The following is a 26,996-nucleotide window of genomic DNA, read 5'->3' on the forward strand; positions in this document are numbered from 1 at the left end:
GCGGTGGCCGGGCGTCAGCGCCCCGGCCCGCGGGCGGGCGGGACGGGCGAGGGCAGCGCCGGCGCCCGCCCCGGCACGAGGTCGAGCTGGGCGTACGTGCCGAGCCGGGTACGCAGCTCCAGCCGGCGGAGCAGGCCGGTCCTGTCGATCCAGTAGCGCAGCCGGCCGTGCCGGGCGTCCACCTCGATGACGTCGACGGTCCGGTCGGCGAGGCGGTCCCCACGGATCCGGGTGGCCGGCCGGGGCGGCCCGGTCGCCGAGCCCACCCGCAGCGCGGCGGCCAGCAGCGCGTCGACGTCGTCGGCACCGGGCCCGTCGCGTTCCCAGGTGTGTCCGGTGCGTGGGGGCGGCAGCGGCGGCGCGCCGAGCGCGTCCCCGGCGTACGGCGCCGACCAGACCCCGGCGGCGTCGTAACGGCGCAGGGTCCGTCCGGCGGGTGCGTCGCGGGTGCCGACCGACAGGTACGCGGCCCGCTCGGTCCAGCTCACCCAGCCCGTGCCGCGCAGGGTGACGCCTGGGGCGACGGGCGCGGTGAGGGTCGCAGCCGCGCCACCCTCGGCGCGCATCCGGGCGGCCGCCCGCGCGAGCCGGTCCTCCTCGGGCCCGGTGAGCGCTCTGGGCAGCCCCGCCCGGCCGCCCAGCGCCGCCACCGGCCACAGCACCGGCCGGTTGGCCCGTTGCAGTTCCACCGTCACCGGCACGCCGCCGGGGAGACGCCCCTCCAACCGGTGCAACCGGGCGTCCCGATCGATCCACCATCGTGCGGCCCCGTCGAGGAGAGCGGTCCCGGCGGGCCTGGCGGCTGCGGCCGGCAGGCTCACCGCCGGGCCGGGCCAGCCCGCGGGCCGACCTGCGGTGCCGGATCGCGGTGGGGATGCTGTGGGCGGGCCCGTGGAGCCGGATGGATGGGAAGCGGTGCGGGGGGTCGACGTGGCGGGTCGACCGGCTTCCGGGGCGTCCGGTGATCCTTGCCGGCGGGCATCGGCGGGCAGCGGGGCCTGCAGGACGTCCACGGGCTGCCTGCCGGCCTCGGCGCGGGCCAGCCACCGGGCGGTGCCGGCAGGGATCGCCCCGGCCGGCTCGGTCCGGGGCGCGGCGAGCGCGAAGAGCAGGTCGAGGGTGGGGCGCAGGGGGCGGGCGGCGGACCCGTCGGCGACCCGCCACCCGTCGACCGGGGGCACCATGGGCGGGGATGCCGGGGCCGGCACCGCCGTGGGGTCGGGCCGGGCCATCAGCAGCCCGGGGGTGGCCTGGATCAGGCCCCGACCCCGTCCGGCCCCCGGGCCGCCGACGTCCAGGTAGGCCAGCGGCCGGGACCAGTCGACCCAGCCCACCACGTCGGTGCGGGCGGCGGCGGTGCCGATCGTGATCCGCAGGCCGGACCGGACGTCCCGGTGGTTGGTGACCCGGACGGCGGCGAGCCGCTCCGCCTCGGCGGGGGTCAGCGGCCGGGCCGGCTCCGGGGCCGCCGGCGCCCAGCTCAGCAGACCGGCGGCCAGGCCCACGGCGGAGGCGACGGCGATCACCCCGAGGGCGACCACGGTGGTACGCCGACGCCGGCTGTCGTACCGGTCGCTCGCGCCGTCGGTTGCCGAAAGGTGACGGTTCCGGTCGGGTACGGCGTCGGCGCCCGGCCCACGCGGGTCCCGGTCGGATTCGGCGCCGCAGGCGCCCGGTGGGCGGCGGTCCCGGTCGGGTCGGGGCGTCGGGTCGGGGGAGTTGTCCACGGCAGGATGAACTTCTGGCGCGCGTGACAGGTGACGCACGAATCGCCCCCTGGTGGGGGCGCTCGCGGCGGCCGGTCTGCGCGTGGCGCGACCACCGGGGGTGCGCACGCCGGTGGTGTCCGGGTGCTGCGACCCCCTGTGCCGGGGGCGCCGGCCGTTGAGGCCAGGCCGCCGGCCCGGACGGCCGCCGCGAGCGGCCTACGGCCCATACCCTAGCGCGGTGAGATGTGCCACACAATGCGAATATTGAAGCCGATCACTGACTGACGGTGGTCGCCGCGTTGTGTCGGGCCCCCGGCGTACGGTTGGGGTCATGGCGCTCGACATTCCCCGGCTCGACGGCCGATTCCAGGTGGTCAGCGATTTCCAGCCGGCCGGCGACCAGCCGGCAGCCATCGACGACCTGGAGCGTCGGGTGCGGCGCGGAGATCGCAACACGGTCCTGCTCGGCGCGACCGGCACGGGAAAGAGTGCCACCACGGCCTGGCTCGTCGAGCGGTTGCAGCGCCCCACCCTGGTGCTCGCCCCCAACAAGACGCTCTGCGCCCAGCTGGCGAAGGAGTTCGGCGAGCTGCTGCCGCACAACGCGGTGGAATACTTCGTCTCCTACTACGACTACTACCAGCCCGAGGCCTACATCCCGCAGACCGACACCTACATCGAGAAGGACTCCTCGGTCAACGAGGAGGTCGAGCGGTTGCGGCACTCGACGACCATGTCGCTGCTCACCCGCCGCGACGTGGTCGTGGTGGCCACGGTCTCGGCGATCTACGGCCTGGGCACCCCGGAGGAGTACCTCGACCGGGCCGTCCGGGTCGCCGTCGGGCAGGAGCTCGACCGCGAACAGCTGCTACGTCGCCTCGTCGACATCCAGTACACCCGCAACGACATGTCCTTCCAGCGGGGCACGTTCCGGGTGCGCGGCGACACGCTGGAGATCATCCCGGCGTACGAGGAGCTGGCCGTCCGGGTCGAGCTGTTCGGCGACGAGGTGGAGAAGCTCTACTACCTCAACCCGCTGACCGGTGACGTGGTCCGCGAGGTCGACGCTCTGATGATCTTCCCGGCCACGCACTACGCCGCCGGCCCGGAGCGGATGGAGCGGGCCACCCGCGACATCGAGGCCGAGCTGGCCGAGCGGCTCGCCGAGCTGGAGCGGCAGGGCAAGCTGCTGGAGGCGCAGCGGCTGCGGATGCGCACCACCTACGACCTGGAGATGATGCGTCAGGTCGGCTTCTGCTCCGGCATCGAGAACTACTCCATGCACATCGACGGCAGGCAGCCCGGCAGCCCGCCGCACTGCCTGCTCGACTACTTCCCGGACGACTTCCTCACCGTCGTCGACGAGTCGCACGTGACGATCCCCCAGATCGGCGGCATGTACGAGGGCGACGCGTCCCGCAAGCGGATGCTCGTCGACCACGGCTTCCGGCTGCCCAGCGCCGGCGACAACCGGCCGCTGCGTTTCGACGAGTTCCTGGAGCGGGTCGGCCAGATGGTCTTCCTCTCCGCCACCCCCGGCCCGTGGGAACTGGAGCGGGCCCAGGGCGAGTTCGTCGAGCAGGTGATCCGCCCGACCGGCCTGATCGACCCCGAGGTGGTGGTGAAGCCCACCCGGGGGCAGATCGACGACCTCATGCACGAGATCAAGCTGCGCACCGAGCGGGACGAGCGGGTCCTGGTCACCACGCTGACCAAGAAGATGGCCGAGGACCTGTCCGACTACCTGCTGGAGAACGGCATCCGGGTGCGCTACCTGCACTCCGAGGTGGACACCCTGCGCCGGGTGGAGCTGCTGCGCGAGCTGCGCAAGGGCGACTACGACGTGCTGGTCGGCATCAACCTGCTCCGGGAGGGCCTCGACCTGCCCGAGGTGTCCCTCGTGGCGATCCTCGACGCCGACAAGGAGGGCTTCCTGCGCAGCGGCCGGTCGTTGATCCAGACCATCGGCCGGGCCGCCCGGAACGTCTCCGGCCAGGTGCACATGTACGCGGACAAGATCACCCCGTCGATGGCGACGGCGATCGAGGAGACCAACCGGCGCCGGGACAAGCAGATCGCCCACAACAAGGCGCACGGCATCAGCCCCGAGCCGCTGCGCAAGAAGATCCACGACATCCTCGACGACATCTACCGGGAGGCGGAGGACACCGAGAACTCCCGGATCGGCGGGGCGGCGCGGCAGCTCTCCCGGGGCAAGGCGCCGGTCAAGGAGACCCGCAGCCGCAGCCGGATCGGCGCGGCGGGCCCGTCCCGTGAGGGGATGGCCCGGGCCGACCTGGCCCAGCTCATCCAGGAGCTCAACGACCAGATGTTGGCCGCCGCCCGGGAGTTGCAGTTCGAGCTGGCCGCCCGCATCCGCGACGAGGTCTCCGACCTCAAGAAGGAGTTGCGGGGGATGGACGCGGCCGGCGTGAAGTGACCGAGGGCGGTTGACCGGGGAAGCCACCTGCGCCCGTTGCGGACGGCGAGCGAGGTATTGCAGCGTGTGATCGATCTGCGTACTCTCCGTCCTGGGAGGCGGGGATGCCGTTGCCAACGAGTCCGGTGATTCGACGTGCGCGACTCGGTGCCGAGTTGCGCCAGCTACGCAGGCGGGAGGAGCTCACCCTTGAGCAGGTCTGCGAGCGGCTGGGCTGGGCGTCGACCTCCAAACTGTCCCGCATCGAGTTGGGCCAGAGCCGCCCCGATCTCGCCGACGTGCTCGACCTGCTGGACGTCTACCGGGTCGCCGCCGACGAACGCGACGCGCTGATCGTCATCGCCCGGGACGCGGCCACCGGTCGTGGCTGGTGGAAGGCCCTCGGCGGGATGGGCGAGCGCCAGCGTGCGTACGCCGAGCTGGAGGCCGGGGCGGCGACCGTGGTGGAGTACCAGCCGGCGGTCGTGCCGGGCCTGTTGCAGACCCCGGCGTACGCCCGGCTGCGTCTCGGGGTCGCCCGGCTGCTGCACCCCGACGTCGACGTGGAGGCCGACGTACGGGCCCGGCTGGTTCGGCAGGAGGTTCTGCACCGGGCCGAGCCGCCGCAGTACACGGCGTTGCTGGAGTTCGCCGCCTGCGGCCCGGGTGGGTTGCCGGAAGGGGTCTGGCGCGAGCAGGTCCGCCACCTGGCCCTCCTGTCGCGCAAGCCGAACGTGACGATCAGGGTGGTGCCGCCCGGCGTCACGACCGGCGGCGTCCATCCGCTGACCCCGTTCGCCCGGTACTCCTTTCCCGACCCGGCCGACCCGCGCACCGTGATGCTTGAGGCGTTGACCACCGATGTCCGCCTGGTCTCCGCCGCCGACCTCGCCTGGTACGACACCGTGGTCGACCGGATGCTCGACGCCGCCCTCCCGGCAGCCGAGACGACGGCGCTGCTGGCCCGGCTGGCCGACGATCCGGCGCTGCCGTCGCCGACCGGTCCGGGCGGCCATCCACTGGCCTTCCGCGTGCGGCCGGAGGAGGTGGCGGCGGTGCCCCGGCCCCGCCCGCCGCAGGACTGAGCCCGGATTGTCGCCGCGCCGCCACCGGGCCCGGCGGCCCCGAGCCCGTCGGCACCGGTGGCCGGCGCGTCAGGCGCACCGTAGGCGGGGGGTACGACATTCCGCGGCCGGCCGCTGCGGCGGGCGCATCCGTTGAGCGCCGCCGCGGGCGTACCAACGGTGTCGGGGTGGCTCAGGCCGGGACGTCGACGAAGTGCTCGACCAGCGGCGGGCCGGCGAAGTGTGGACCGATCAGCTCCCGCCACCGGGTGAACCGCTCGGTGCCCCGGAAGTTCGCCTCGTGCGCCTCGACGGAGTCCCACTCGACCAGCAGCACGAATCGCGACGGCGACTCGATGCCGCGGGTCATCCGCACCGAGCGGCAGCCGGGCGTCGTCGCGAGGATCTCGTGACCCTGCGCGTACGCGGCGGCGAACCTGTCCTCGTGTCCGGGCACCACATCGATGAGCGCGACCTCAAGCACCATGTTCCTGAGCCTGCCACGCCCCTGGTCGGGATGGACGACGCGGGGGGACCGTCCCGCCCATCGGACCCCTCCGATCCCGCCCACCCCGCGCCCACACCGCCCCTTCCTCCCCGCCCGTTCGAGCACGATCGCGCTCGAACACGGAAAGAGTGGCCTCGCAGCGATTCGAGGCCACTCTTTCCGTGTTCGAGCAACAAACCGGGGCGTGCGGGGCGGTGGCGGGAAGGCGTCGACCGCCGAGCGGGGCCGCGCCGGTTCCGGGATGGCCTCCTAGGAAGATCTGCGGGCGGAGACTTCCGTCACGCCGGACGTGGTGGGACCCGTCCATGTGCGGTCCCGGAGATGCGGCCAGAGGCCTCGATGGTGAAGAATGGGGGCGAAGGAGGGGAGTATTCCCCCGTGACGGAGTCGTCAGCACGGTCGAACACCGACCCCCGGTGGCGCGACCCGGCTCCGTCGGTCAGCGGTCCACATGTGGGCCGGTGGCGGAAGAGACCTCCGACAGTCACCAGTGTCCGCGTTGCCGCAGCCTGCTCGCCCGCACGGGGCGTACGGTGTGCCCGACGCCGCGTGTCTGCCGGAGGATTGGATTGAACGTGTCCGGATTGGTGTGGACGGTAACCCTCGTCGCACTGACAGCGGTTCTGGTCGTCGACCTGCTGATCATCGGTCGCCGGCCGCACGAGCCGAGCGTCCGCGAGTCGAGTCTCTGGGTCGGCTTCTACGTCGGGCTGGCCCTGGTCTTCGGCGGGGGGCTCTGGCTCGCAGCCGGCCCCGGCGTGGCCGGCGAGTTCTACACCGGCTGGCTCACCGAGTACAGCCTCTCGGTGGACAACCTCTTCGTCTTCGTGATCATCATGGCCCGCTTCGGGGTGCCCCGGCCGTACCAGCAGAAGGTGCTGCTCATCGGCATCGTGCTGGCGCTGGTCATGCGCGGCGGGTTCATCGCCGCCGGTGCGGCGCTGATCTCGCAGTTCTCCTGGGTCTTCTACCTGTTCGGCGCGTTCCTCATCTACACGGCGATCAACTTCTTCCGGCAGGGTGAGCCGAACGAGGACGACTTCTCCGAGAACCTGCTGATCCGGTGGAGCCGGCGGGCGCTGCCGATCTCCCGGGACTACGACGGCGCGAAGATGACCACGCACGAGCGCGGCCGCCGGCTGTTCACCCCGATGCTGGTCGTCATGATCGCGATCGGCACCACCGACCTGATCTTCGCGCTGGACTCGATCCCGGCGATCTTCGGCATCACCCAGGAGCCGTACCTGGTCTTCACCGCGAACGTGTTCGCGCTGATGGGGCTGCGCCAGCTCTACTTCCTGCTGGGCGGGCTGCTGGACCGGTTGATCTACCTGAGCATCGGGTTGTCCGTGGTCCTCGGCTTCATCGGCGTCAAGCTGGTGCTGGAGGCGCTGGCCGACAACAACCTGCCGTTCATCAACGGCGGGGAGCCGGTGGGCTGGGCCCCGCACATTCCGATCTGGCTCTCCCTGGTGGTCATCCTCGGCACCCTGCTGGTGGCGACCGTGGCCAGCCTGATCAAGTCGGCCCGGGACCGGCGGCGAGAGTTGACCGCGGCCCGGGGCTGACAACCCACCCGACGCCCGAGGGGCGCTCCCGCACCGGGAGCGCCCCTCGGGCGTCGGTGCCGGGCGGATTGCGCCATGCCGCAGCGTCGTTACGTCCCGGTCGGTCGCACCGGGTCCGCAGTGTCGTGGGACGCCGGTCGGGGGTCGCGCCGCGCCGCAGCGCCCGGCTGGCGGGCTGGGCCCGCTCCGGCTGGGCCCCCAGCCCGCCAGCCGGGCTTGGGCTTGGGCTGGGGTGGGCGACGGGTCAGACCCGGTGCGCGCCGACCAGTGTCGCGGTCCGGCCGGCCGGCATCGCCTCCTCCACCACGCCCCGATGCTGGTAACAGGCGTGCAGGAGGCGCCGGTTCGCCGCGGCGTCCGGCTCGGCGCTGACGAAGCCGATGTGGTGGATCTGTTGGCCGGGCCGGGCGAAGAAGTACAGGTCGCCGGGTCGTTCGGCGCCCGGCGGCAGCGGGGTGGTCGCCCGGGCCTGGTCGGCGGCGTCGCGGGGCAGCACGACGCCGAACCGCCGCCAGGCCAGGTGCACCAGGCCGGAGCAGTCGATCCCGTACGTCGACAGTCCGCCCCAGACGTAGACCACGTCGCGCAGCCGGGCGGCGACGGCCAGCACGTCCCGGGCGGGCGGCGGCTCGGTGGGCAGGGGCACGAGGTGGCCGTCGGGAAGCCAGAGCGGCCGGTCGTGCCCGGCGGCGTGCACCGGGCGCCAGCCGTCGGCCGGCGGGCCCGCCGGGGCCAACCGGGTGCCGAGGACGACGCCGGCGACGACCGACTCGCCGCCCGGGGCCGTACGCAGGGCGGTGACGGTCGCGTCGACGACCCAGGGGGCGTCCGGTCCCTGCGGGGCGTCGGATGCGACGGCGGCGAGCTGGGCGACCGGCAGCCAGCCCGGGTAGCCGCGCGGGTCGTGGTTGGCCGCCGGCTGCTCGACGGCCACCACGTGCGCCCAGCCGTCGGGGCGCAGCGCGGTGACCAGCACCCGTTCCCCGAACAGCAGCTGGCTCAGGACGCAGTCACCCACCTGCTGCTCGGGGTCCATGCCGGAGATCCAGGCGGCGACGTCGGCTTGCGGGTCGAGGGCGGGACGGTCGACGGGGCGTACCTTTTCGGGGCTGGTCCACAGGGTCGCGACCGCGACCCGGACGACGGCCTCATGGCCCGGTTGCAGTTCCACGTCCACTCCCACTCCTCTGTCACCTGCCGTGACCCTATGAAAGAAAGTGTCGAGCATCAACTGGAAGACTGCATATTTGCTACAGACACGGAGGCGATGCCCAGGCCGGGGGCGTCCGGCAGCAGCACCGTCGCCCCGTCGTACCGGATGCCGCCGCGTACCGGCGACCAGGCCAGCCACCAGGCGGCGTCGAGGTCGGAGACGGCGGTGGTCCGGTACGCGGCGACCAGGCTGGCCGCGGCCCCCACCCCGACCTGGCTCTCCATCATCGAACCGACGATGGTGCCGACGCCGTGCGCGGCGGCCAGGTCGAGCAGGGTCCGGGCGGCGTGCAGGCCACCGCACTTGGCGAGCTTGACGTTGACCATGTCGGCGGCCCGGCGGCGGATGACCTCGACCAGGTCGCGCACGCCGAACACCGACTCGTCGGCCAGGATCGGCACGCCGACCCGGTCGCTGACCCAGGCCAGCCCGTCGAGGTCCCAGCGGGCCACCGGCTGCTCCACCAGCTCCACGTCCAGCCCCGCGTCCTCGATGCCGCGGATCACCCGGACCGCCTCGCGGGGCGTCCAGCCCTGGTTTGCGTCCAGCCGGATCTGCACGCCCGGGCCGACGGCGCCGCGGACCGCGCGGACCCTTTCCAGGTCGCCCGCCGCGTCGGTGCCCACCTTCAGCTTCAGCACCGCGAATCCCTCGGTCCGTCGCTGCCGCGCGGCGGCGGCCAGGTCGGCGGCGTCGCCGGCGGCCAGGGTGACGTCCGTCGGCACCCGCAGGGCCGTGCCGCCGAGCAACCGCACCAGGGGTACGCCGAGCCGGCGCGCGGCCAGGTCGTGCAGCGCGGTGTCCACCGCGGCCTTGGCGGCCTCGTTGCCGGCCACCGCGCGCTGCACCTCGACGCAGCGGGCCACCAGGTCGTCGGCGTCCCGCCCGACCAGGACCGGTGCGAGCATCTCCCGGACGCAGGCCTCGGCACCGACCAGCGACGCCCCGGTCACCTGCCACACCTGCGGCGCCTCGCCGAACCCGGACCGCCGGTCGTCGTCGACCAGCTCCACGATCAGGGTTTCCACGGTGGTGGTACGGCGCAGCGCCGTCACGAACGGGGTGTGCAGGGGCGCGGAGAGCCGGTGGGTGCGTACCGCGGCGATTGTCATGTGCGGCACCCTATACGGCAGCGTACGACGACAGGGGAGGCCGGATGACGGGGCAGGGCTGGGAGCTGGTTGGCGCGCCGAACGCGCGTGACCTCGGCGGCATGGTGGCCGCGGACGGGCGGCGGGTGCGGACGGGCCGGTTGATCCGGACACCGGCGCTGGGCCGGTTGACCGACGACGACCTGGCGACGCTGGGGAGAATCGCCCCGGCCTGCGTGGTGGACCTGCGCGACGACTCGGAGATCGCGGCGGCCCCGCCGAACCGGCTGGCCGGCGAGCCCCGGGTGGTTCGACTGCCGGTGTACGACGAGGCCCACCCGGTCTTCACGGCGGTGGCGGAGGTGCTGCTCGGGCACGACCTGGGCGCGGAGGCGACGCTGGCCATGCAGGGCAGCCCGGCGGCGATGGCGGGGATCTACCGGTGGTTCGTCACCGGGGAGGCGGCCCGGGTGGGCTTCGGCGCGGCGGCCCGGCTGGCGGCCGACGCGGGGAACCTGCCGCTGCTGTTCCACTGCTCGGCAGGCAAGGACCGTACGGGCTGGCTGTCGGTGGTCCTGCTCACCGCGCTGGGCGTGGACGAGGCGGCGATCCGGGCGGACTACCTGCGGACCAACGCGCAGACGGAGAGCCTCAAGGAGGTCATCCTCACCGCGATGCGGGCCCGGCAGCCGGAGCTGGCGGAGGCGGCGATCCGGCCGCTGATGGAGGTGCGCGGTGAGTACCTGGACGCCGCGTACGCCGAGGTCCACCGGGTGCATGGCTCGTTCGACCGGTACCTGCGCGACGGGTTGGGGCTGACCGACGCGCACCTGGCGGCGCTGCGGGACAGCCTGCTGGACTGAGGCCGACGCGCGGCGGGGATCAAAGCGCCTTCGCGCCGGCCTGCCGGGCGTGGCGGGCCGGCGCGGCGCCGGCCGGGCGCGTGGCCGGGCCGAGCGGTACCTGCCGGGTGCGTGGCGGGCCGCGGTGGCGGCGCCCGCCGGGGGTGGGTCTAGCCGGCGGGGCGCAGGTCGTGGCGGGCGGCCCAGGCCCGGGCGGAGATGTCGGCGAGCACCAGGCAGGCGTCGTCGGAGGGCTCGTCGCCGGTGGCACCCCCGTCGGCGAGGTCGGTGGTGGTGCAGACGACCAGCACGTACGGCGGGGCGTCCGGCGGGTAGATCACCCCGGCGCCGTGCCGGACGCCGCGTACCCAGCCGTTCTTGTGGGCGATGCGGACCCCCTCGGGCAGCCCGGCGGCGAGGTCCTCGCGGAACTCCTGGGCGAACAGGACATCGAGCATGGCGGCGCAGCCGGCGGGGGAGGCGAGCGGCCCGGGCCGGATCGCCCCGGCGGCCAGCCCACCGAGCAGGGCCGCCAGGTCGGCGGCGGTGACCAGGTTGGTGATCCCGGCCTCCCGGGCGGCGAAGTCCTCGATGCCGCGCCCGGTGACGCTGTGCCGGGCGCCGGCGAGCGCCCAGGCGTCGGCCACGGCGGGCCGCCCGACGTGGCCGAGGCAGACGTTGGTGGCCAGGTTGCTGGAGCGCACGATCATCCGCTCGGCGAGCCAGCGCAGGGGTGCGCCGTGGCCCTCCCGCTGCCAGACGGCCTCGTCGTTGTCGTAGTGCCGGGCGCAGGAGAACCGGGGCGTGCCGGGCCGGGCGGAGTCGAACTCGTTGCGTACGTCGACGGGGGCGGCCAGATCGAGGGTGCCGGCCTCGGCCGCCCGGTGCAGGGCCAGCAGCACGGCGACCTTCATGGTGCTGGCCGCGTAGTGGGTGGCGTCGGGGTGGCGGGTCCAGGTGGGGGCGGCGTCGAGCCGGCCCAGGTACGCCGACACGGTGCCCGGAAGCGTGTCCAGATGCGCGTCGAGCTCGTCCCAGATCATGCCGGTGACCGTAGCGGATCCGGCCGCCGGCGGGCCGGGCGAGGGGGCGGACGCGGAGCGGGCCGGGAGGTGGTCCCTCCCGGCCCGCTCGGTACGTCGTGCTCGGCCGTCAGCCGGTGTGCTTGCGGCGGGCGGTCGCGCGGGCGCGCTGCGTCTGGTCGAGGACGACCTTGCGGATGCGCACGGATGCCGGGGTCACCTCGACGCACTCGTCCTCGCGGCAGAACTCCAGGGCCTGCTCCAGGGACAGCTTGCGCGGCGGGATCAGCTTCTCGGTCTCGTCGGAGGAGGAGGCCCGCATGTTGGTGAGCTTCTTCTCCTTGGTGATGTTGACGTCCATGTCGTCGGAGCGGGAGTTCTCCCCGACGATCATGCCCTCGTACACCTCGGTGGTCGGCTCGACGAAGAGCTGGCCGCGCTCCTGAAGGTTGATCATGGCGAACGAGGTGACCGCGCCGGACCGGTCGGCGACGAGCGAGCCGTTGTTGCGGGTGCGCAGCTCGCCGAACCACGGCTCGTAGGACTCGAAGACGTGGTGCAGGATGCCGGTGCCCCGGGTGTCGGTCAGGAACTCGGTGCGGAAGCCGATCAGGCCGCGCGCCGGGACCAGCCACTCCATCCGGATCCACCCGGTGCCGTGGTTGACCAGCTGCTCCATCCGGCCCTTGCGGGTCGCGAGGAGCTGGGTGATCGCGCCCAGGTACTCCTCCGGCGCGTCGATGGTCAGCCGCTCCACCGGCTCACAGGTCTTTCCGTCGATCTCCCTGGTGACCACCTGCGGCTTGCCGACGGTCAGCTCGAAGGACTCGCGGCGCATCTGCTCGACCAGGATCGCCAGGGCCAGCTCGCCGCGGCCCTGCACCTCCCAGGCGTCGGGCCGCTCGGTGGGCAGCACCCGCAGCGAGACGTTGCCGACCAGCTCCTTGTCGAGGCGGTCCTTGACCATCCGGGCGGTGACCTTGGCGCCCTTGACCCGGCCGACCAGCGGCGAGGTGTTGGTGCCGATGGTCATCGAGATGGCCGGCTCGTCGACGGTGATCAGCGGCAGCGCGACCGGGTTGTCCGCGTCGGCGAGGGTCTCGCCGATCATGATCTCCGGGATGCCGGCGACCGCGATGATGTCGCCCGGTCCGGCCGACTCGGCCGGCCTGCGCTCCAGGCCCTCGGTCATCAGCATCTCGGAGATGCGGACCCGCTGGTTGGTGCCGTCGGTGCGACACCAGGCGACGGTCTGGCCCTTGGCGATGGTGCCCTGTCGGACCCGGCACAGGGCCAGCCGGCCGAGGAACGGCGAGGCGTCGAGGTTGGTCACGTGCGCCTGCAACGGCGCGCCCTCCTCGTACGCGGGCGGCGGGATGGTGTCCAGCAGGGTGCGGAACAGCGGCTCCAGGCTCTCGCTGTCCTGGGGGACCGAGCCGTCGGCGGGCTGGGTGAGCGAGGCGATGCCGTCGCGGGCGCAGGCGTAGACGATCGGGAAGTCGATCTGCTCCTCGTCGGCGTCCAGGTCGAGGAAGAGTTCGTAGGTGTCGTCCACGACCTCCTTGATCCGGGCGTCGGGGCGGTCCACCTTGTTGATCACCAGGATGATCGGCATCCGGGCGCGCAGCGCCTTGCGGAGCACGAAGCGGGTCTGCGGCAGGGGGCCCTCGCTCGCGTCGACGAGCAGCACCACGCCGTCGACCATGGTGAGGCCCCGCTCCACCTCCCCGCCGAAGTCGGCGTGCCCGGGGGTGTCGATGATGTTGATGGTGACCGGGTCGGAGCCGTCCGCCGGGAGGTACCGCACGCCGGTGTTCTTGGCGAGGATGGTGATGCCCTTTTCCCGTTCCAGGTCCCCCGAGTCCATCACCCGCTCGGTCGTCTCACCGCGGGCGCCGTAGGCGCCGGCCTGCCGCAGCATGGCGTCGACCAGGGTGGTCTTGCCGTGGTCGACGTGAGCGATGATGGCGACGTTACGGAGGTCGGTGCGAAGCTGCATGGGTTCCATCCTCCAGCCTGTGCGGATCAGGGGCCGCGTCGGGGTCACCCCGGCGCTTCCCCGATCTGTGCCGAAACCGCTGTCGCCCTGCTCGTCCCGGCTGGCATGCTGGCCGCCGTGACCCCCGGGCTGTCGTGCACGATCTGTTGAACTCGGTGCGGGACCTGCCGCCCCTGCTGGTCTACCTGGCCGCCGCGGCGATCGTGGCCGGCGAGACCGCCGTGATCGTCGGGCTGCTGGTGCCCGGGGAGGCGACCCTGCTGCTGGTCGGCTTCCTCACGTACACCGGTGCCCTCCGGTTGGGCCCGGCGCTGCTGGTGATGATTGTCGCAGCGGTGACCGGCGACGCGGTGGCATTCCGTGCGGGTCGCCGGTACGGGCCTCGGCTGCGGGCCTCGGGGCTGGGCGCCCGGGTGGGACCCGGCCGCTGGCGGCGGGCGGACGAACTGCTGGAGCGGCTCGGCGGGCGGGGGGTCCTCGCCGCCCGCTGGATCGCCTTCGCCCGGACCCTGGCGCCCCGGCTGGCCGGGGCCGCCGGCATGCCGTACCGCCGGTTCGCGCCGTGGAACCTCGCCGGGGCGACGACCTGGGTGGGCGGGTCGGTGCTGCTGGGCAACGTGGCCGGGGAGTCGTACGGGACGGTGTCCCGACTGCTCGGGCGGGCCACCGGGGCGGTGCTGGTGCTGCTCGGCGGGCTCCTCGCCGTGCTGCTGGTCGGCCGCTGGTTGGGCCGTCACCCCGACCCGGCCCGGGCGCTGCTGGCCCGGGTGGCGGCGCTGCCGCCGGTGCGCTGGCTCTCCGCCCGGTACGGCGTGCTGTTCTTCCTGCTGGCCGTACGGATCGGCCCGGCCTGGACACTGTTGATCAACCTTCTGGCGGGGCTCGTGCTCCTGTTCGCCGCCGGTTTCGCCATCGCCTGGCTGCTCGGGGCGGCGATGCGGTGGAGCGGACTGGCCGCGGTCGACGACGCGATCGCCGGCTGGTTCACCGACCGGCGCACCCCCGGCGCGGCCGACGTCGCGTTCTCCCTGGTCTGGGTGTTGCGCGGCTCGGTGCTGATCGGGCTGGTCGCGGTGGTGGCCGCCGGGTCGGCCTGGCGGCAGCGGCCGTGGCGGGCCGACCTGCTCAGCGTGGTGGGCTCGGTCGGGGCGTTCCTGCCGCTGGTGGTCCTCGCCGTGGTCACCGACCTGACCGCGCCGGGGCGGGCCGTGTCGGGGGAGGAGAGCGCGCTGTTCCCGACGCAGAACGCCGTCGTCGCGGCGAGCCTGTGCACGCTGGCCTGGCTGCTGTCCCGGGGCGCGCGCTGGCCGGTGGCGGTGGCCGCCTGGACGGTGGCCGCGGCCGGGGTGTCGGCGATCGGCGGCGCCCGGCTCTACCTCGGGCTGAGCACGGCCAGCGGCACCGTCACCTCGGTGCTGCTCGGATCGGCCTGGACCGCGCTGTTCATGGTCGCCTGGGCCACCCGGGACCGGGCTGCGGGTGGCGCCGGGGGAGCGCCCGAGGTGATCCCCGCGCAGGGCCCGCCGCCGGCGGTCGACGGCGGGGCGCGGCCGGGCCGCTGCGCCGGTAGGGTGCAGCGGCCCGGCACGGGGTAGGACCGGGACCGGAGGTGCGGGCGGTCAGTCGCGGGTGGCGGTCGGTGCGGCGGGCCCGCGGCCCCGGTCCGCCGGGGCGTCTTCGGACGTCCGGTCGATCCGCCCGGGCCACCAGAAGCGTTCGCCGAGTACGAACGCGAGCGCCGGGACCAGCACCGTGCGTACCAGCAGGGTGTCGAGCAGCACCCCGATGCACACGATGATCCCGATCTGGGTCAGCGTGATCAGCGGTAGGACGCCGAGGACGGCGAAGACCGCGGCGAGCAGGATGCCGGCGCTGGTGATCACGCCGCCGGTGACACGCAGCGCCGACAGCATGCCGTCCCGGGTGCCGGTGCGCCGGGCGTCCTCGCGGGCCCGGGTGACCAGGAAGATGTTGTAGTCGACGCCCAGGGCGACCAGGAACACGAAGGCGAGCAGCAGGACGCCGCTGTCCAGCGCGGGGAAGCCGAGGACGTGGTCGAACAGCAGCCACGCCGCGCCGAGGCTGGCGAAGAACGACGCGATGACGGTGAGCACCAGCAGCAGCGGCGCGACCAGGCCGCGCAGCAGCAGCACGAGCACCGCGCCGACGAGCAGCAGGATGATCGGCAGGATCAGCCACAGGTCCTTGGCGTCGGCCTTGTCGGAGTCGTAGGTGGCGGCCACCGTGCCGCCGACCACGGCCCCGCTGAACGGGTCGGCGCCCTCGACGGCCGGCGGCGCGGAGCCGGGGACCGCGGCGACGGCGTCCCGCAGCGCCTCGACCACCCGGTCCGAGGCGGCGGTGCCCGGCTCGGCCTCCAGCACCACGTCGACCTGGGCGACGCTCGTGCCCGCGTCCCCCGGCCGGGCCGTGGCCACGCCGGGGACGCTCGCGGCGGCGTCGGTGACGGCCGCCACGGCGGCGGGGGTGGTGAGCACGGCAACCGGCTGGGTCGTGCCGGCGGGGAAGGCCTTCGCGAGGGTCTCCGCGCCGGTCACCGCCTCGGGCTTGACCCGGAACTGCTCGGTCTCCGACAGCCCGGTGCGGATGCCGAGCCCGCCGAGGGCGAGGCCGGCGAGCAGCAGCGTCGCGAGGGCCGCGACCGGCACGGGCCGGCGGACGACGGCGGCGCCGAGCCGGCCCCAGAGCCGGCCCTCGCGGGCGGGGCCGCCGACCCGGGGCACGAACGGCCAGAACAGCCCTCGGCCGAAGATCACCAGCACGGCGGGGAGGAGGAACAGCGCCGACAGCATGGCGAACACCACACCGGTGGCGCAGGCCACGGCGAGGGCCCGGTTGGTCTCCTGCTCCGACAGCAGCAGGGTGAGCACGCCGAGGACCACGGTCCCGCCGCTGGCCAGGATGGGTTCGGCGGTGCGTCGCAGTGCGGCGCGCATGGCGGCGAAGCGGTCCTCCTCGCGGCGCAGTTCCTCCCGGTACCGGGCGATGAGCAGCAGGGCGTAGTCCGTGGCGGCGCCGAAGACCAGGACGCTGGCGATGCCGGTGACCTGGCCTTCCTGGAGGTTGATGCCGAAGGCCGGGACGATGGTGTCCACGGCCCGCAGGGTGAGCTGCTCGGTGGCCGCCACGACGACGAGCGGCACGATCCACAGGAACGGGCTGCGGTAGGTGATGAGCAGCAGCAGGGCGACGACGCCGGCGGTGACGGCGAGCAGCGTGATGTCCGCGCCGTCGAAGACCTTCGTGAGGTCCGCGGAGAACGCCGGCGCGCCGGTCACCTCGGCGGTGAGCCCGTCGGGCAGGCCGTCGAGGGCCGCGCGGAGGTCGGCCACCGTCGTGGCGACGGCCTCCTGGCCGCCGGTGGTGGACAGCGGGACGGCGATGAGCGCCACGGTGCGGTCCGGGGAGATCTGGGGCGGGGCGACCCGTCCGCCGACGGCGAACCGACCCAGCTCGCCCGAGATGCCGGTGGCCGCGGCGCGGTCCGGCTCGGTGAGCGGCCCGTCGTCGGCGCGGCTGACGACGACGATCGCCGGCTCGACGTCGCTGGCGGGCAGTTGCTCCTGGAGCCGTTCGACCTGGGTCGACTGCCACTGCACCGACAGCCCGGTGGACGAGACGGGGGCGGGGTTGTCCGGCTCCGGGAACCCGAAGACGGCCGCGCCGAGGACGATCGCGACGGCCACGGTGAGCCAGGCGGCGAGCCGCCCCCGGGCGACGCGGGTGAACACAGACATCGAGTTCCCTCTGGGTTGCCGGGACTGGGGCCCGGGTACGGCGGTGCGGTGCGACCCGGCCGTGCGATTTAGCACGCCTGTCGAGTATCTTGACAGGCGAGATTATCCGCCGCTCATCTATGCTGCAAGCGGGACCGCAACGGCAGGGGAAGCGACGCGTGACACGGCACGGCATGTATCGGCGGCGCGACAGCCGGCGCGACCAGCTCGTCGCCGAGATCACCAACGACCTGCGCCGGTACTCCGTCGACGCCCAGCACATCGGGCACGCCTTCGCCGGGTTGCACGGGCTCAACCCCACCGACCTGCATGCCCTCATCGCCGTCATGGACGCCGAGCTGCTCGGCACGCCGATCACCCCGGGACGGCTGGGTGAGCAGCTCAACCTCTCCTCCGGCTCGGTCACCGCGCTGGTCGACCGGCTGGAGCGGGCCGGCCACATCCGCCGGGACCGGGACACCGCCGACCGGCGCAAGGTGTTCCTGCACTACGCCGACCGGGGCGCTGCGCTGGCCATGGAGTTCTTCCAGCCGCTGGGCCGGCGCACCGACCACGTGATGGCCGACTTCGGCGACGCCGAGCTGGAGATCGTGCACCGCTTCATGGCGACGATGGTCACCGCGATGCGGGAGCACCGCGACACCGTGCGGGCCGCCCGCCCCGCCCCGCCCCGCGGCCCGGCCGGCTGACCGCGCACCGCTTAACCGACCGCGCACCGCCTGACCGACCGCGCACGGGTTGGCCGCGCCGGTCGCCACCGGGGCGACCCCGCCGCGACATCTCCGCCCGGTTGGCGGATCGTTGCCCTATTCGAAAAACAGACCTCTGACCTGGCAAAACGCCAGATGGTCCGGCTACTTTCGAGTCACCTGCCCGACGCCGTGCACCCCGGCCGGGCTCCGCTTCGACCCAGGATCACGGGTCACCACCGCCCGGCCTCCCCGCTACTGGAAGGGGGGCGCCATGACCCGGGCCCCGACGAACCTGTTGGCAGTCCGAAGTCTCCTGCTGACCCATCTCGACCTCGACCCCGCCGCCGCACGACCCGAGGACCTGGAGCCGGCCGAGGTCGGCATCGTCGGCGATGCCGACCACGTCGGGGGCTACCACTGCGGCTCCGACCGAGTCGTCGCCGGCGACTACTCGGTGGTCGAGTCGCCCCGGGACGCCGCGGGGCTCACCCTCGACGCCTCCGCGCTGGACATCGGTCGATTCTCGGTCACCTCGGGCGGAGACGTCCACAACCTGCGTTCCTTCTCCGCCTGGTGCGTCGCGCAGTGCGTCGCGGGGGCGGACGACACCCGGGACATCCGCGAGATCATTTACTCCCCGGACGGGATCACGGTCCGGCGGTGGGACCGGCTCGGGCGGCGCAGCACCGGCGATGCGAGCCACCTGTGGCACACCCACCTCAGCTTCTTCCGCGACTCGACCAAGGCGGGCCGGGACCAGACCCCGCTGTTCCGTCGCTACCTGACCACCATCGGTCTCCTTGAGGAGGACGACATGAGCGCACAGGCCGAGAACCAGATCAACAGCATCTTCAACGCCGTGTTCAACGGCGGGTCAAGCATGGGACGCCGGGTCGACCCGGACGGCCCGGGCCCCGGCACGGAGTCCAACAGCGTCGTGGCCAAGCTGGACTACACCATGTACCGCCTCGACGCGGCGATCGCGCAGCTCGCCGTCCTGTCCGACAGGGACTTCACGGACGAACCCGCGATCGTGGCCGGCGTCCTGGCCTCGCTGACCCCGGAGAAGATCGCCGCCGCCCTGCCGCCCAGCCTGGCGCGGCAGGTGGCCGACGAGATCGCCCGGCGGCTGGCGGCCTGAGGTTGGCCGGCGGCGGGGTGGACGATCCCGGGCCGGCGCGCGCTGTGACGGCGGCCGGGTTCACCCGACCGCCGCCACCGGCACGAAGCTAGATCGGACGGACGTTGTCCGCCTGCGGGCCCTTCTGCCCCTGGGTCACGTCGAACTCGACCTTCTGGCCCTCATTGAGTTCCCGGTAACCGCTGGACGCGATGGCCGAGTAGTGGACGAACACGTCCGGACCCCCGCCGTCCTGCTCGATGAAGCCGAAGCCCTTTTCCGAGTTGAACCACTTGACCGTGCCGGTAGCCATGCATTTCTCCCTGTTCAAAGCGGGAGACCACCGACCGCCGGCCGATGATCGCCCTGTACCTCCCTGACAGTAACCGGCAAAACCCCGATCCGCTGGTCGAAGTGCCGCAGGAAGGCCGGTAAAAAAAACTCACACCGGCCACGCCGGGGGGAAAGCCGCCCGGAGATCGGGCCGCTCGGGCATGCTTGCCCGGTGAAAGGACCCGTAGCCGACGCGCTGTCTGAGCTGGAACGCGAGGTCAGCGCGCCCGGGGACGGGCTGGACCGGCTCCGGCTGGTCGCCACCCCCTTCGTCCCCGAGGTGCGGCTGTACCTCGCCGAGGACGCCATCGTCTGGTGGGCCCGGATGGAGGCAGCCTCCGGGCACGCCCTGCCCGCGCCGTACTGGGCGTCGGTCTGGGCCGGCGGGCAGGCCCTCGCCCGGCACCTGCTGGACCACCCCGAGCTCGTCGCCGGCCGCCGCGTGCTGGACCTGGCCGCCGGCTCGGGCCTGGTGGCGATCGCCGCCGCGCTGGCCGGCGCGTCCCGGGTCGTGGCCAACGACATCGACCCGTACGCCGTCGCCGCCGTCACGCTCAACTCGGGGGCCAACCGGGTCACCGTCGCCGCCACCGGCGAGGACCTGCTCGGTTCCGACCCCGACGACGTGGACCTGCTGGTCGCCGGGGACGTCTTCTACGACGGGGAACTGGCCGGGCGGATGCTGCCGTTCCTGCGCCGCGCAGCCGCCCGGGGCAGCCACGTGCTGGTCGGCGACCCCGGCCGCGGCCACCTGCCCCGCGACCGGCTGGACCTGGTGGCCAGCTACCAGGTGCCCACCACCGAACCAGCCGTCGACACCCCGGTGCGCCGCGTCGAGGTGCTCCGCCCCCGCTGACGCCCCGGCTCAGGGGAGCACCCGAGAAGGGATCAGGACGCGGTGGGCTGCGGCGAGCCGGCGCGGGTGCGGCGCGCCGCAGCCGGGGTCACCAGCCGCGTGCACGCCACTGGGGCAGCGACGGGCGTTCCGCGCCGAGGGTGCTGTCCCCGCCGTGACCCGGGTAGAACCACGTCTCGTCCGGCAGCCGGTCGAACAGGCGGTGCTCCACGTCGTCGACGAGCTGACCGAAGCGCTCCGGGTCCTTGTCCGTGTTGCCCACCCCACCGGGGAAGAGCGAGTCCCCGGTGAACAGGTGCGGGGTCCCGGCCGGGTCGCGGTAGAGCAGGGCGATCGAGCCCGGGGTGTGCCCCCGCAGGTGGATGACCTCCAGCTCGCGGTCGCCGACGGTCACGGTGTCCCCGTCGGCGAGGGTGTCCGCCTCGATGGGCAGGCCGGCGGCGTCGTCGGCGTGCACCAGCGGCCGGGCGCCGGTCTTGGCGACCACCTCCTCCAGGGCCACCCAGTGGTCCATGTGCTGGTGGGTGGTGACCACGGTGGCCAGGCCGGCGTCGCCGACCAGCTCCAGCAGCCGGGGGGCCTCGTTGGCGGCGTCGATCAACAACTGCTCGCCGGTGCCCGTGCACCGCAGCAGGTAGGCGTTGTTGTCCATCGGCCCCACCGACACCTTGGTGATGGTGAGCCCGTCGAGTTCGCGTACGGCCGGCGCGCCGCCGGGGCTGACGTCTCCGCTGTAGGTCATGGTTTCTACATCCATTCCGGTGGGTTCGGCAGGGGGCCGTCGGGGGTGACGGCGAGCGTCTCGCCGGCACCGCGGCCGGTCAGCCAGGCGGCGAGCTCGGGGGCGGGGCCGGTGATCGTGGGCGCCGCCCCCCGGTCGCCGACGGTTAGCTCGTGGTGGCTGCCGTCGAGGCGCAGCACCATCGCCGGCGCGTCGGGCCGGCCGGACAGGCCGGTCGCGACCTCGTGCAGCAGCCGCTGGGCGAACGCCTCCGACCAGTCGGCCGGGCGGTACCCGGTGGCCAGGTCCACGTGGTGCACCTCGATCTCGCGCAGCCGCCCCCAGACCAGCATGGCGGCCGGCCACGGGCCGCGTCGCGTCTGCACCGTGGCCGCCCACGCCTCGACCGGCATGGCCGCGACCGCCTCGTCGAACCGCTCCGCCGAGCGGCGCAGGTCGTCCAGGTGGGCGGTGGGCGGCCGGGACGCGCCGGCGGAGATGTCGGCGGCGCGGGCCGCGGTGCTGGCGTACATCGGGATGTGCTCGCCGGTGCGGGCGGCGGTGAGCAGGTTGACGAACCCGTCGGCGTTGCGGGCCAGGTGGGTCAGCACGTGCCCCCGGGTCCAACCGGGCAGCAGGGACGGCCCGGCGACGCCTGCGTCGTCGAGGGCGGCCGCAGTGCGTAGCAGGCGGGCCGTGGCGTCGTCGAGGTCACCGGTCAGCAGCAGCGGATCCGCGGTCACGACCCGACCCTAGCGGTCGGTTCCCCCCGCGTCGCCGTGGAAATCGCTTTCGGCGCGTCGGCCCGCCCCCTACCGTCGGCGTCGTACGCGGCACCCGGGACGTCGGAGGAGGTGGTGCCCATGCCGGTCGTAGCACGCGAGTCGCGCCACTGTTCACCCCGACACCGGAGAGGTTCCGATGACCATCGACCTGATCGCCCTCGGCTGGGACGCCGAGTGGGCGGCCCACGTACGTGATCGCACCCGCCAGCGGCCGGGCCGGGTGGCCCGGGTCGACCGCGGCGTGTGCACCGTGCTCGGCGCCGACGGCCCGGTCCGCGCCACCCTGGGCGCGGCGGTGCTGGCCGCCGCCGCCCGTGACCTGACCCGGCTGCCCTGCGCGGGGGACTGGGTGCTCCTGCACACCTGGCCGGACGGGCCGGTCACCATCGAGGCCGTGCTGCCCCGGCGCACCGCGCTGGTGCGCCGCACCGCCGGCAAGGACGCCAGCGGGCAGGTGCTCGCCGCCAACCTGGACGCCGCCGCCGTCGTCGAGCCGGTGCACCCGGAGCCGGACGTCGCCCGCGTCGAGCGGCTGCTCGCCCTGGCCCACCTCTCGGGGGCCACCCCGCTGGTGGTGCTCACCAAGGCCGACCTCGCCGCCGACCCGGCGGCGATCGCCCGGCAGTTCGCCGGGGTGGCGCCCGGGGTGCCGGTGCTGCCGGTCAGCGCCGAGCGGGGCGTCGGCCTCGACCCGCTGCGTGCCCACGTGGCCCCGGGCCGCACCCTGGCCCTGCTCGGGCCGTCCGGGGCCGGCAAGTCGAGCCTGGTCAACGCCCTGGCCGGGGCGGTGGTGATGCCGACCCAGGCGATCCGCCGGGTCGACGGCAAGGGCCGGCACACCACCACCTGGCGGGCCCTGGTCCCGGTCCCCGGCGGCGGCGCGGTGCTGGACACCCCGGGGGTGCGGGCGGTCGGCCTGCTCGACGCCGCGGTCGGGCTGGACCGGGCCTTCGCCGACATCGCCGAGCTGGCCACCGACTGCCGGTACGCCGACTGCGCGCACGACGCTGAGCCGGGCTGCGCGGTCCGCGACGCCCTCGCCGCCGGGGAGCTGACCGCCCGCCGGTACGACAGCTGGCGCAAGCTGCAACGGGAGGTGGCCTTCGAGACCCGGCGGCGGGAGACCCGGCTGGCCGCCGAGCGCCGGGGCGGCTGGCGCGGCGGGCGCCGCCGGACGGGCCGACCGTGACGCGGGTGTCCGCACCGCCGCTCCTCCCTCGCGGGTGTCGTGACGCACGGTTGCCGTGGCGTCGCCCCGCGCGCTCGGGTGGGCCGGGCTGCCCGGGCGTCGCCGTGGCCGGGTCACGCCGCCGCCGGTGGCTGCCCGCAGGGCGGGGCGACGGTCCGGCGCGACCGGCATGAGCTGGGGGAATGTGCGGGCGCGGGAAGTTGTCGTACCTCGGGGCTAGAGTTGCCGAGGCGCTTCTTCTGCGCCCGCACAACCGCTCAGGGCCGTCCCGGAAGCCCCCGGACCGCCCCGGAGCGGACAGATCCTCCTCGCCTTCTTCTCCCGGGAGTACACGGACCGTGGCCGACCGACTGATCATCCGTGGCGCGCGCGAGCACAACCTGCGTGACGTCAGTCTCGACCTGCCCCGGGACGCCCTGATCGTCTTCACCGGGCTCTCCGGCTCCGGCAAGTCGAGCCTGGCCTTCGACACGATCTTCGCCGAGGGGCAGCGCCGGTACGTGGAGTCGCTCTCCTCGTACGCCCGGCAGTTCCTCGGCCAGATGGACAAGCCGGACGTCGACTTCATCGAGGGGCTCAGCCCCGCCGTGTCCATCGACCAGAAGTCCACCTCGCGCAACCCGCGCTCGACCGTCGGCACCATCACCGAGGTCTACGACTACCTGCGCCTGCTCTTCGCCCGGGTCGGCGTGCCGCACTGCCCGGTCTGCGGCGAGCGGATCTCCAGGCAGAGCCCGCAGCAGATCGTCGACCGGGTGCTCGCGATGGCCGAGGGCACCAAGTTCATGGTGCTCGCCCCGGTCGTGCGGGGCCGCAAGGGCGAGTACGTCGACCTGTTCGCCGAGCTCCAGGGCAAGGGGTACGCCCGGGCCCGGATCGACGGCGTGGTGCACCCGCTGACCGAGCCGCCGAAGCTCAAGAAGCAGGAGAAGCACACCATCGAGGTGGTGATCGACCGGCTCACCGTCAAGCCCAGCGCCCAGCGGCGGCTGACCGACTCGGTGGAGGCCGCGCTCGGCCTCTCCGGCGGCCTGGTGCTGCTCGACTTCGTCGACCTCGCCGAGGACGACCCCGACCGCGAGCGCCGCTACTCCGAGCACCTGGCCTGCCCCAACGACCACCCCCTGGCGATCGAGGACCTGGAGCCCCGGGTCTTCTCCTTCAACGCCCCGTACGGCGCCTGCCCCGAGTGCACCGGCCTGGGCACCAGGAAGGAGATCGACCCGGAGCTGGTCGTCCCCGACCCGGAGCGCAGCCTGCGCGAGGGCGCGATCCAGCCCTGGTCCACCGGGCACAACCTGGAGTACTTCCTGCGCCTGCTGGAGGCCCTCGGCGAGGCCGAGCACTTCGACGTCGACACGCCGTGGCGGGCCCTGCCGGCGCGGGCGCAGAAGACCATCCTGCACGGCTCCGGCGACCAGGTGCACGTGCGCTACCGCAACAAGTTCGGCCGTGAGCGTTCCTACTACACCGGCTTCGAGGGCGTGGTGCAGTGGATCGAGCGCCGGCACACCGACACCGAGTCGGAGTGGTCGCGGGAGAAGTACGAGGGTTACATGCGCGACGTGCCCTGCGCGGCCTGCGGTGGGGCCCGGCTCAAGCCGGAGGTGCTCGCGGTCACCCTGGCCGGCAAGAGCATCGCCGAGGTCTGCAACCTGTCGGTGGGCGAGTGCGCCGAGCTGCTGGCCGGCATCGAGCTGACCGACCGGCAGAAGATGATCGCCGAAAGGGTGCTCAAGGAGATCAACGCCCGGCTGAAGTTCCTGCTCGACGTCGGGCTGGACTACCTCTCCCTGGACCGCCCGGCCGGCACCCTCTCCGGCGGCGAGGCGCAGCGCATCCGGCTGGCCACCCAGATCGGTTCCGGCCTGGTCGGCGTGCTCTACGTGCTCGACGAGCCGTCCATCGGCCTGCACCAGCGGGACAACCACCGGCTGATCGAGACCCTGATCCGGCTGCGCGGCCTGGGCAACACGCTGATCGTGGTCGAGCACGACGAGGACACCATCCGCGCCGCCGACTGGATCGTCGACATCGGCCCGGGCGCGGGCGAGCACGGCGGCGCGATCGTGCACTCCGGCTCGGTGCCCGCCCTGCTGGAGAACCCGGAGTCGGTCACCGGGGCGTACCTGTCGGGGCGCCGGGAGATCCCGACGCCGAGCCGGCGCCGGCCGCAGACGCCGGAGCGGGAGCTGGTGGTGCACGGCGCCCGCGAGCACAACCTGCGAAACCTGACCGTCTCGTTCCCGCTGGGCCAGCTCATCGCGGTCACCGGGGTCAGCGGCTCGGGCAAGTCGACGCTGGTCAACGACATCCTGCACGCCGTGCTGGCCAACCAGATCAACGGGGCCCGGCACGTGCCGGGCCGGCACACCCGGATCACCGGCCTGGAGCACGTGGACAAGGTCGTCGGCGTCGACCAGTCGCCGATCGGCCGCACCCCACGCTCCAACCCGGCCACCTACACCGGGGTCTGGGACCACGTCCGCAAGCTGTTCGCCGAGACCACGGAGGCCAAGGTCCGGGGGTACGGGCCGGGCCGGTTCTCGTTCAACGTCAAGGGCGGCCGGTGCGAGGCGTGCTCCGGTGACGGCACGATCAAGATCGAGATGAACTTCCTGCCCGACGTGTACGTCCCGTGCGAGGTCTGCAAGGGCGCCCGGTACAACCGGGAGACCCTGGAGGTGCACTACAAGGGCAGGACCGTCTCCGACGTGCTGGAGATGCCGATCGAGGAGGCGGCGGAGTTCTTCTCCGCCATCCCGGCCATCCACCGGCACCTCAAGACGCTGGTCGACGTGGGCCTGGGCTACGTCCGGCTGGGCCAGCCCGCGCCGACGCTGTCCGGCGGCGAGGCGCAGCGGGTCAAGCTCGCCTCCGAGCTGCAGAAACGCTCCACCGGCCGGACGGTGTACGTGCTCGACGAGCCGACCACCGGCCTGCACTTCGAGGACATCCGCAAGTTGCTGATGGTGCTGGAGGGCCTGGTCGAGAAGGGCAACACCGTCATCACCATCGAGCACAACCTCGACGTGATCAAGACGGCCGACTGGCTGATCGACATGGGGCCGGAGGGCGGCCACCGGGGCGGCAGCGTGCTGGCCACCGGCACCCCGGAGGAGGTCGCCGAGGTGCCCGAGAGCCACACCGGCCAGTTCCTGCGCCAGGTGCTCAGGCTCGACGGCGAGGCCAAGGGCGCCAAGGCGGCCACGGGTCGGGCCGCGAAGGCCAACGGCACCACCCGCGCCCGGTCCGGCCGCAAGGCCACGGCCGGGGCGCGCTGACCCCTGGACCGGCTCCGGGCCGGCGACGCGGCGGTCTCCCGGCGGCGGGGACCGCCGTCGCCGGGTCGGGCGCGACCGGCGGCGTTCCCGTCGGGTCCGCCGGCGGTCACCGACCCGGAGCGATCACGATGGTCGATTCGTTGAACCGTCAGGCGCCGTGATTCGTGGACAGCGGGTACGGCCGCGGATCGTGACGGCGGCAGTCGAGAGAGAGGCCAGACATGAGTGACGAGCAGGCGCAGACTCCTTCGGGCACGCAGACACGCCGCGCCCTCCTCGCCGGTGCCGGTGTGGTGGGCGCGGCGGTCGTCCTGTCGGCCTGCGGGAGCGACGACGATGACACCGCCGGCGGCTCCGCCCCGACCAGCGGCGGCCCGGGCGCGACCGGCGCGGGCGACGCCGAGGGCGGCAACCGGGACACGTCCGCGCCGCTGGCCCGCACCGCCGACATCCCGGTCGGCGGCGGCGCGGTGTACGCCAGCAAGGGCGTGGTGATCACCCAGCCCGAGGCCGGCACGTTCAAGGGCTTCGACCCGATCTGCACCCACCAGGGCTGCCCGGTGTCGAACGTCGACGGCGGCACCATCAACTGCACCTGTCACAACAGCAAGTTCTCCATCACCGACGGCTCGGTGAAGCAGGGCCCGGCGACGAAGCCGCTGGCGGCCAAGGAGATCAAGGTCGACGGCGACCAGATCACCCTCGCCTGACGGCGGCGGGGGGGCCCGGTTTTTCGGGGCGGGCGCCCCCCCGGGGGGGGGGGGGGGGGGACCCCCAAAAACCCCCCCCCGCCGACCGACACGGGGGCCCCGGGGGGGCCGCA

The 26,996-nt window shown here is 73.7% G+C and carries 21 protein-coding genes; 11 read left to right on the forward strand and 10 right to left on the reverse strand.

Features of this window, described 5'->3' with window-relative positions; genetic code table 11:
• Positions 1–14 precede the first annotated feature (14 nt).
• On the reverse strand, positions 15–1,727 hold the full coding sequence (locus ABT023_RS13685) for a hypothetical protein (RefSeq protein ID WP_350885100.1): 1,713 nt from the start codon (positions 1,725–1,727) through the stop codon (positions 15–17).
• Positions 1,728–2,040: 313 nt separating this feature from the next.
• Here ABT023_RS13685 and uvrB point away from each other — a divergent pair, with 313 nt between their 5' ends.
• Together uvrB and ABT023_RS13695 are read left to right on the forward strand one after the other, a co-directional pair.
• Positions 2,041–4,149: an excinuclease ABC subunit UvrB gene (gene uvrB / locus ABT023_RS13690; protein ID WP_350885102.1), complete on the forward strand. Its 2,109-nt coding sequence runs from the start codon at positions 2,041–2,043 to the stop codon at positions 4,147–4,149.
• 104 nt (positions 4,150–4,253) lie between these two features.
• Positions 4,254–5,213 carry a helix-turn-helix domain-containing protein gene (locus ABT023_RS13695; RefSeq protein WP_350885104.1) on the forward strand — a complete coding sequence of 320 codons (960 nt, stop codon included), beginning with the start codon at positions 4,254–4,256 and terminating at the stop codon, positions 5,211–5,213.
• 172 nt (positions 5,214–5,385) lie between these two features.
• Here the strand turns inward: ABT023_RS13695 and ABT023_RS13700 are convergent, their stop codons facing one another.
• On the reverse strand, positions 5,386–5,679 hold the full coding sequence (locus ABT023_RS13700; protein WP_350885106.1) for an antibiotic biosynthesis monooxygenase family protein: 294 nt from the start codon (positions 5,677–5,679) through the stop codon (positions 5,386–5,388).
• A gap of 590 nt (positions 5,680–6,269) precedes the next feature.
• On the opposite strand from ABT023_RS13700, the gene ABT023_RS13705 reads away from it, so the two are divergent.
• Positions 6,270–7,268, forward strand: coding sequence for a TerC family protein (locus ABT023_RS13705; RefSeq protein WP_350885108.1), 999 nt, complete (start codon positions 6,270–6,272; stop codon positions 7,266–7,268).
• A 244-nt stretch (positions 7,269–7,512) separates the two neighbouring features.
• Here ABT023_RS13705 and ABT023_RS13710 read toward each other — a convergent pair whose 3' ends face one another.
• Together ABT023_RS13710 and ABT023_RS13715 are read right to left on the reverse strand one after the other, a co-directional pair.
• A complete protein-coding gene (locus tag ABT023_RS13710; RefSeq protein ID WP_350885110.1) occupies positions 7,513–8,439 on the reverse strand; it encodes a C40 family peptidase in 927 nt (308 codons plus the stop codon).
• A 56-nt stretch (positions 8,440–8,495) separates the two neighbouring features.
• On the reverse strand, positions 8,496–9,593 hold the full coding sequence (locus ABT023_RS13715) for a mandelate racemase/muconate lactonizing enzyme family protein (RefSeq protein ID WP_350885111.1): 1,098 nt from the start codon (positions 9,591–9,593) through the stop codon (positions 8,496–8,498).
• Positions 9,594–9,637: 44 nt separating this feature from the next.
• On the opposite strand from ABT023_RS13715, the gene ABT023_RS13720 reads away from it, so the two are divergent.
• The gene (locus ABT023_RS13720; RefSeq protein ID WP_350885113.1) at positions 9,638–10,435 is read left to right on the forward strand and encodes a tyrosine-protein phosphatase; all 798 of its coding nucleotides are present in this window, start codon (positions 9,638–9,640) and stop codon (positions 10,433–10,435) included.
• A gap of 149 nt (positions 10,436–10,584) precedes the next feature.
• Here ABT023_RS13720 and ABT023_RS13725 read toward each other — a convergent pair whose 3' ends face one another.
• Complete coding sequence (locus ABT023_RS13725) at positions 10,585–11,457, reverse strand: serine hydrolase (protein WP_350885115.1); 873 nt, start codon at positions 11,455–11,457, stop codon at positions 10,585–10,587.
• Between the two features lie 109 nt (positions 11,458–11,566).
• Positions 11,567–13,435, reverse strand: coding sequence for a translational GTPase TypA (typA, locus tag ABT023_RS13730; protein WP_350885116.1), 1,869 nt, complete (start codon positions 13,433–13,435; stop codon positions 11,567–11,569).
• A gap of 134 nt (positions 13,436–13,569) precedes the next feature.
• On the opposite strand from typA, the gene ABT023_RS13735 reads away from it, so the two are divergent.
• Positions 13,570–15,030, forward strand: coding sequence for a DedA family protein (locus tag ABT023_RS13735; RefSeq protein ID WP_350885118.1), 1,461 nt, complete (start codon positions 13,570–13,572; stop codon positions 15,028–15,030).
• Between the two features lie 24 nt (positions 15,031–15,054).
• Here ABT023_RS13735 and ABT023_RS13740 read toward each other — a convergent pair whose 3' ends face one another.
• Positions 15,055–17,193 (reverse strand): MMPL family transporter, encoded by a 2,139-nt coding sequence (locus ABT023_RS13740; protein ID WP_350885120.1) that lies wholly within the window; start codon positions 17,191–17,193, stop codon positions 15,055–15,057.
• 173 nt (positions 17,194–17,366) lie between these two features.
• On the opposite strand from ABT023_RS13740, the gene ABT023_RS13745 reads away from it, so the two are divergent.
• Positions 17,367–17,882, forward strand: coding sequence for a MarR family winged helix-turn-helix transcriptional regulator (locus ABT023_RS13745; protein WP_350885153.1), 516 nt, complete (start codon positions 17,367–17,369; stop codon positions 17,880–17,882).
• A gap of 274 nt (positions 17,883–18,156) precedes the next feature.
• Positions 18,157–19,026, forward strand: coding sequence for a hypothetical protein (locus ABT023_RS13750; protein WP_350885122.1), 870 nt, complete (start codon positions 18,157–18,159; stop codon positions 19,024–19,026).
• Between the two features lie 88 nt (positions 19,027–19,114).
• Here the strand turns inward: ABT023_RS13750 and ABT023_RS13755 are convergent, their stop codons facing one another.
• On the reverse strand, positions 19,115–19,318 hold the full coding sequence (locus ABT023_RS13755) for a cold-shock protein (protein ID WP_161690055.1): 204 nt from the start codon (positions 19,316–19,318) through the stop codon (positions 19,115–19,117).
• Between the two features lie 192 nt (positions 19,319–19,510).
• On the opposite strand from ABT023_RS13755, the gene ABT023_RS13760 reads away from it, so the two are divergent.
• Positions 19,511–20,194: a class I SAM-dependent methyltransferase gene (locus ABT023_RS13760; protein ID WP_350885124.1), complete on the forward strand. Its 684-nt coding sequence runs from the start codon at positions 19,511–19,513 to the stop codon at positions 20,192–20,194.
• An 88-nt stretch (positions 20,195–20,282) separates the two neighbouring features.
• Here ABT023_RS13760 and ABT023_RS13765 read toward each other — a convergent pair whose 3' ends face one another.
• Together ABT023_RS13765 and ABT023_RS13770 are read right to left on the reverse strand one after the other, a co-directional pair.
• A complete protein-coding gene (locus tag ABT023_RS13765; RefSeq protein ID WP_350885126.1) occupies positions 20,283–20,936 on the reverse strand; it encodes an MBL fold metallo-hydrolase in 654 nt (217 codons plus the stop codon).
• 5 nt (positions 20,937–20,941) lie between these two features.
• The gene (locus tag ABT023_RS13770; protein WP_350885127.1) at positions 20,942–21,658 is read right to left on the reverse strand and encodes a maleylpyruvate isomerase family mycothiol-dependent enzyme; all 717 of its coding nucleotides are present in this window, start codon (positions 21,656–21,658) and stop codon (positions 20,942–20,944) included.
• Between the two features lie 178 nt (positions 21,659–21,836).
• On the opposite strand from ABT023_RS13770, the gene rsgA reads away from it, so the two are divergent.
• The 3 genes from rsgA to ABT023_RS13785 all read left to right on the forward strand — a co-directional run bounded on the left by rsgA (position 21,837) and on the right by ABT023_RS13785 (position 26,883).
• Complete coding sequence (gene rsgA / locus ABT023_RS13775) at positions 21,837–22,889, forward strand: ribosome small subunit-dependent GTPase A (protein WP_350885129.1); 1,053 nt, start codon at positions 21,837–21,839, stop codon at positions 22,887–22,889.
• 338 nt (positions 22,890–23,227) lie between these two features.
• Positions 23,228–26,173: an excinuclease ABC subunit UvrA gene (gene uvrA, locus ABT023_RS13780; RefSeq protein ID WP_350885131.1), complete on the forward strand. Its 2,946-nt coding sequence runs from the start codon at positions 23,228–23,230 to the stop codon at positions 26,171–26,173.
• 221 nt (positions 26,174–26,394) lie between these two features.
• Positions 26,395–26,883, forward strand: a complete 489-nt coding sequence (locus ABT023_RS13785; protein ID WP_350885133.1) for a Rieske (2Fe-2S) protein — start codon at positions 26,395–26,397, stop codon at positions 26,881–26,883.
• The last annotated feature ends 113 nt before the right edge of the window (positions 26,884–26,996 follow it).

The sequence above is a fragment of the Micromonospora sp. NPDC002296 genome, from assembly GCF_040296145.1.
In the GTDB taxonomy this organism is placed as follows: domain Bacteria; phylum Actinomycetota; class Actinomycetes; order Mycobacteriales; family Micromonosporaceae; genus Micromonospora.